The organism is Streptomyces mutomycini, assembly GCF_001700505.1.
In the GTDB taxonomy this organism is placed as follows: Bacteria; Actinomycetota; Actinomycetes; order Streptomycetales; family Streptomycetaceae; genus Streptomyces; species Streptomyces mutomycini.
The window spans coordinates 1-5,696 of record NZ_MAPV01000270.1; the positions used below are offsets into that span (position 1 = coordinate 1).

Consider the following 5,696-nt stretch of genomic DNA (forward strand, 5'->3'; position numbering starts at 1 on the left):
GTCCAGGTCCCAGGCGACGAGGTACCAGCGTCCGGCGTAGGTGACGAGGTGGTGGGGCTCGACCCGTCGCGGTGGGGGGCCGGCGCGGTCGCCCGTGGGGGCGGCGTAGTCGAAGCGCAGCTCCTCACCCGTGTGGACGGCGCTGCTGAGTGTCATCAGGGTGTTGCTGCCGACCTGGGCGCCCTGTCCGGTGGTCGTCCGCTCGACGGCGGTGATCTTCAGCGCGTCGACCCGGTGGCGCAGGCGGGCGGGCATGACCTGGCGGATGGTGGTCAGCGCGCGTGCGGCGGCCTCCCCGACCCCGGCGCCGCTGGTGGTGACGACCTGGAGGGCGAGGGTCAGGGCGACGGCCTGCTCGTCGTCGAACAGCAGCGGGGGAAGCTCCGTGCCCGCTTCGAGCCGGTAGCCGCCCTCCGGGCCCTTGAAGGCCACGATGGGGTAACCCAGTTCACGCAGGCGGTCGATGTCGCGGCGCACGGTGCGCGGACTGATGTCCAGTCGCTCGGCCAGCAGTGCCCCCGGCCAGTCCCTGCGTGCCTGCAACAGGGACAGCAGCGCGAGCAGGCGGGCTGAGGTCTTCGGCATGGTGCCATCGTGCCCGATGTAGCGGACACACCCTGTCCGCTACCCCTGCGAAGGTGGTTCCAGGGGCGGCCACGGTGCGGCATTGCTGCCGGTTCCGGGCGCCCTCCCTGTATCGGTTCGATCGTCGCCCAAGGCTAGGAGCCACTCATGTCCGTCACGTCCGTGACCCATCTGAACTTCCGGGGAGACGCCCGGGCCGCGCTGGAGTTCTACCACTCCGTATTCGGCGGTGACCTCGCCGTCGTGTCGTACGGGGACGCGGGGGACACCCGGAATCCCACCGAGTCGGACCAGGTGATGTGGGGTCAGGTGGCCGCCGACAGCGGATTCCGCGTCATGGCATACGACGTGCCTTCGCAGCTGCCCTGGGACCGGGGGGTGAACTCCTTCTTCGTTTCCCTGCGCGGCGGGACCACGCAGGAGGTGGCCGCGTACTGGGAGAAGCTCTCCGTCGGGGCGACCGTCGTACAGCCGCTCGAACCCGCCCGGTGGGCACCGCTCTACGGAATGCTCGAGGACCGCTACGGCGTCGTGTGGGTCCTGGACGTCGTGAGCGAATACAACGGGTGAGGTGGTCCGCGCCTCCGGCCCCCTCCTCCGTACGACAGTGGAAGGAACGATCCCGTGGTCGTCCTCGACAACCGGGCGCTGAACCGGGCTGCGCTTGCCAGGCAACTGCTGCTGGAGCGCGCGGACATGCAGCCTCTCGATGCGGTCGCGCACCTGTGCGGCCTTCAGGCGCAGGAGGCGCAGGAACCGTTCATCGGGCTGTGGTCCCGACTGCGCGAGTTCGAGCCGGCCGCGCTGGACGGGCTGCTGACCGGGCGGAGCGTGGTGCGTACGCATCTGATGCGGCGGACCGTCCATCTCGTCACCGCGGCCGATGCGGTGGCGTGGCGGGCCCGGCACGATCCGATGCTGCGGCAGCGGGTGCTGGGGACGTATCGCCGTGAGCTCGACGGGGTGGACCTGGGTGAACTCGCCGTCGCTGTGCGCGCGGTGATGGCGGACGGCGAGCCCCGCACGATGACGCAGGTCGCCGACGCCCTCGCCGACCGGTGGCCCGCCCCGGGGCGCAGGGCGCTGGGCGAGATGGCGGTCGCCGCCCTCGTCCCGATGGTCCAGATGCCGCCGCGTGGGCTGTGGCGCGTGAAGGCGGGGGTCCGCAACACTCCGCTCGGCCCCTGGCTGGGCCGCGAGCCCGACGCTCCTGCTCCGCAAGGGACCGACCCTGCGGGCGAGGCGCTCGTACGCCGCTACCTGGCCGCGTTCGGGCCCGCCGCGTCGGCGGATCTGCGCGCCTGGTGCGGTCTTGCCGGGCTGCCCGCGGCGGTGGCGGCCGTCCGGGGGGAGCTGGTCGCCTTCCGTGACGAGCGCGGCCGTGAGCTGCTCGATCTGCCCGACGCCCCGCGTCCCGACCCGGGAACTCCCGCGCCTGTCCGGTTCCTTCCCGCGTTCGACAACGCGATCCTCGGGTATCACGACCGCAGCCGGATCATCGACGACGCAGACCGCGGCCTGTCGGTCGAGGGGGCGCGGGTGGTGCTGGTCGACGGCCGCGTCTCCGCGACCTGGACCGTGGACGCCGACGCCGTGACCGTCAGCCCGCGGCGCGGACTCACCCGGGCCGAACGAGCCGCCGTCGCCGAGGAGGGCGGACGGCTGGCCCTGTTCCTGTCAGACGGCGGGAGCGACGGCGTACGGATCGACTGACGGCAGAGCGTTGCAACCGCAGCGGCACCGCGGCGGGGAGTGTGTTCATCGCTGTCGTGCCTGCTCAGCGCGGCATTCGGATGCTGTCGATGATGCGGGTCCAGTTGTCGCTGCCGTGTCCGTTCTCGATCGCGCGCCGGTAGTGGGCCTGCACGGCCAGGGGGAGAGCCAGGTCGAGCCCGAGTGACGTGCTGGTTTCGACGATGTGGTCGGACGTCGCGCCCATCATGGTGACCGTGCTGAGGTCACCGGGATGCTCTCCGGCATCCAGCTCGGAGCCGGGGGTCTCCTCGCCGGCCCTGACGATGGCGCCGATCGAGTCGGTGAAGGAGAGCAGCTCCGGCAGCGTTTCCGTGGCCTTCATCCCTGCTGTGCCCAGCATCGCGGTGGCGTGCATCAGCGCGGACAAGGTGGTGAGGAACACCGTGAGCTGGGCTTGGTACATCATCTGGGCGAGACCAGGGTCCTCGCCCAGATACCTCGGTGTGCCGAGCAGTGCCAGCGCCGCCCGGTGGCGCTCCATCACCTCGGCGGGACCGCTGTAGTAGACATGGGAGCCCTCCGTGCCGACCATCGGCGCCGGGACCATGACACCACCGGCGAGAAAGGCTGCGTCGTGGCCCGCTGCCCAGGATGCTGCCTTGCGTGTGCGGTCGGGTGTGTCGGAGCTCAGGTTGACCAGTGCCCGGCCGGCGAGCGATGGGGCGGCGCTGTCGAGGACGTCGTACATCGCCTGGTAGTCGGTGAGGCTGAGGATCACGAGGTCACTCGCCTCGACAGCCTCGCCAGGTGTCGCTGCGAGCGTTGCTCCGTCGGCTACGACGCCGTCGGCCCGGCCGGCGGTGCGGTTCCAGACGGTGACCGGGTGGCCGGCGGCGATGAGGGTGCGTGTCATCGCCTGGCCCATCGGGCCGAGCCCGATCACGGTGACTGCGCTGTTCTGCCTGGTGGTGTGGCTCTGCTGTTCGTTCACCCCTCCATGGTCAAAGAGCGCCGCTAATCTCGGAAGTACCCACTATTTACTGCGGTACTTACCTTTTCGTAAGGAGGGTCAGCGATGGCCAGAGGGTCGAGGCGCGGGCCTTACATCTGCGGAATCGACGCTGGGCTCGACGTGGTGAGCGGCAAGTGGAAGGGCCTGATCCTCTGGGAACTCGACGCCCATCGCGTACGCCGCTTCGCTGAGCTCCGTCGCGGTCTGCCCGGTGTGAGCGAGAAGATGCTGACTCAGCACCTGCGTGAGATGGAGCAGGACGGGCTGGTGGAGCGCGAGGTCTATGCCGAGGTGCCGCCACGGGTGGAGTACTCCCTGACCGAGCACGGGCGCACGCTCAACCAAGCGCTCGGGCCGCTCGGTGCCTGGGGAGTTGACCGGATACGTCGCGAAGGCTCCGAAAAGGTCGATGTGGCCGAGGCGTCACACAGCTAGGCATCCGGACTCTCCGGCCGAGCTTCGCGCGGACGCGGGGTGTGCGGGAGCGGGACCCGGGGAAGGCCGTGTGGTGCGTCTTTGCGAAGCCCGGTCCCATGTGGGGTTTTTGCCGCATGTCCACGCTGCCCGACGGTCGTACCGTCCCGGCCCCGCACGCTGATGAGCGCCTCATGCTGGAGAACTGGCTGGACTTTTTCGGGCGACCTCGCGCTGAAGTGCGAGGGCCTCGACGACGGTCAGTTGCGGCTCGCGTCGGCGGCACCCTCGGGAATGACGCTGCGGAGGTGGTGGCGGCGTCGCTGGACGACTCGGGGAAGGTGTCGGACGCGGAGGCGGCGCTGCTCGGGGGCCATGGGCTGTCGCTGCGATGGATCCTGGTGCACATGATCGAGGAGTACGCCCGCCACGACGGCCACGCGGACCTGTTGCGGGAGCGTATCGACGGGGTGACCGGCCCCTGACGCCAACGAGCGGGCGTGACACCGATTTCCGCGGTGTCACGCCCGTTGCGAAGGGGTCAGTACATGAGGGCGTCGTCCATGTCGGTCTGCCAGTAGGTGACGGCCAGCGTGCTGTCGACGAACACCTCCGTGCTCAGCGGGACGTCCGCCATCGCGCCCGCCGGCCGGCCGTCCGCACCCTGGAAGCCGACGGTCAGGTCCTGGGTGGAGTAGCCGCCCTCGCCGCTGCCGTCGGCGGACGAGGTCAGGATGCCGGCGTAGGCGGACTGGCCCGGGGTCAGGACGACGACGGACTGCGGCCGGCTGTCCTCGACGGCCGGGGGAACCGACTGCGCCTCGCCGAACCTCAGGAACGGGTAGGAGTAGGCGTAGCAGGACTTCGAACCGGTGTTGGTCACTGTGAGCAGCATGTGGTTGACGGGGCGCTTGACGCTCGTGACTGTGAGCTTGGTGTTCGTGTCGGTGCACGTGGGCAGCTTCCCGCTGTCGTCACGGCCGCTGTCCTTACCGCTGTTGCTGCCGCTGTCCTGCGGCTGCTTCGCGTCGGGCTTCCCGCTGGACGAACCGGAGGCACCTGAGCCCTCGGCGGCCTTCTCGTCCGTGGCCGCCGCCGGCGCCGCCGAGGTGCCGGACGGCTTCTGGGATTCCGTGGCGGTTGAGGTGTCCGCGGCCGACGGGCTGCCGCTCTGGCAGGCAGTCAGGGACAGGGCGGCGATCAGTGCGGCGCTGCCCAGGACGGAGGTGCGGGCGGTGCGGCTGAAGCGGATGGTGCGCATGTGGATCTCCCCGTTCGGATGTGAGGGTGCCCGGAGTGCCGTTTGGCACCCTGAGGTGCGGGCGGGTGTACTGGTCTTGACGTGGAATCAGAGGCGATACAGGAGTGCGATGACGGCTGCGACGCAGGCGATCAGTACCCCCGTGGCGACCGCGTCTATCAGGTCGGGCTCAGGTCGAGTACGCATGGCGGCTCCCGGGACGGGTGGCGGTGGGACGTGCGGATCGCGGGAACGCCGCGGTGTGTCCACATCCTTTCCAGGCCCGGATCCTCGTCACAACGGTTGCCGTGCCATGCGGGACGCTGGAACGGCTTTACGTGCTCTGACCTGCGCGAACATCGCTTCCCTGGGACGCCGTTCCGGGAAGGAACAGAAGGAGAACGGTCGGGGTGGGCACAGAGATCCAGGACTTCGCGGCGCTGCTCGGGGAGCTGAAGGAGCGGTCCGGTCTCAGCTACGGGGCGCTCGCGAAGAAGCTGCACATGAGCACCTCGACCGTGCACCGTTACTGCAACGGCGACGCGGTCCCACATGACTACGCGCCCGTCGAGCGCTTCGCGCGGGTGTGCAGGGCGTCCGGCGACGAGCTGATCGCACTGCACCGGAAGTGGATCCTGGCCGACGAGGCGAAGCGGCGTGGGACGCGGAAGCCGGAGGCGGGCGGGACCACTGCGCAACTCGCTGCCGAGTCCGCCGCTGAACCCGCCTCGCCCGAGCCGGTCGCGCCCG

The 5,696-nt window shown here is 70.0% G+C and carries 7 protein-coding genes and 1 pseudogene; 5 read left to right on the plus strand and 3 right to left on the minus strand.

The genetic code is table 11. The features are described 5' to 3' along the window. On the minus strand, window positions 1–585 hold a 585-nt coding region (locus BFF76_RS29110; protein ID WP_141695692.1), incomplete at its 3' end, for a helix-turn-helix transcriptional regulator. Window positions 586–732: 147 nt separating this feature from the next. On the opposite strand from BFF76_RS29110, the gene BFF76_RS29115 reads away from it, so the two are divergent. Together BFF76_RS29115 and BFF76_RS29120 are read left to right on the plus strand one after the other, a co-directional pair. After that, window positions 733–1,155 carry a VOC family protein gene (locus tag BFF76_RS29115; protein WP_053928911.1) on the plus strand — a complete coding sequence of 141 codons (423 nt, stop codon included), beginning with the start codon at window positions 733–735 and terminating at the stop codon, window positions 1,153–1,155. A gap of 54 nt (window positions 1,156–1,209) precedes the next feature. Next, on the plus strand, window positions 1,210–2,298 hold the full coding sequence (locus BFF76_RS29120) for a winged helix DNA-binding domain-containing protein (protein ID WP_065849417.1): 1,089 nt from the start codon (window positions 1,210–1,212) through the stop codon (window positions 2,296–2,298). A gap of 64 nt (window positions 2,299–2,362) precedes the next feature. On the opposite strand, the gene BFF76_RS29125 is transcribed toward BFF76_RS29120, so the two are convergent. Beyond that, on the minus strand, window positions 2,363–3,271 hold the full coding sequence (locus BFF76_RS29125; RefSeq protein ID WP_031098322.1) for an NAD(P)-dependent oxidoreductase: 909 nt from the start codon (window positions 3,269–3,271) through the stop codon (window positions 2,363–2,365). An 84-nt stretch (window positions 3,272–3,355) separates the two neighbouring features. On the opposite strand from BFF76_RS29125, the gene BFF76_RS29130 reads away from it, so the two are divergent. Then, window positions 3,356–3,727: a winged helix-turn-helix transcriptional regulator gene (locus tag BFF76_RS29130; RefSeq protein ID WP_053928909.1), complete on the plus strand. Its 372-nt coding sequence runs from the start codon at window positions 3,356–3,358 to the stop codon at window positions 3,725–3,727. Between the two features lie 116 nt (window positions 3,728–3,843). Next, window positions 3,844–4,191, plus strand: a pseudogene (locus tag BFF76_RS29135) (mycothiol transferase). 56 nt (window positions 4,192–4,247) lie between these two features. Here BFF76_RS29135 and BFF76_RS29140 read toward each other — a convergent pair. Continuing rightward, window positions 4,248–4,967, minus strand: a complete 720-nt coding sequence (locus BFF76_RS29140; protein WP_065849418.1) for a DUF4232 domain-containing protein — start codon at window positions 4,965–4,967, stop codon at window positions 4,248–4,250. 389 nt (window positions 4,968–5,356) lie between these two features. Here BFF76_RS29140 and BFF76_RS29145 point away from each other — a divergent pair. Continuing rightward, on the plus strand, window positions 5,357–5,696 hold a 340-nt coding region (locus BFF76_RS29145; RefSeq protein ID WP_141695693.1), incomplete at its 3' end, for a helix-turn-helix domain-containing protein.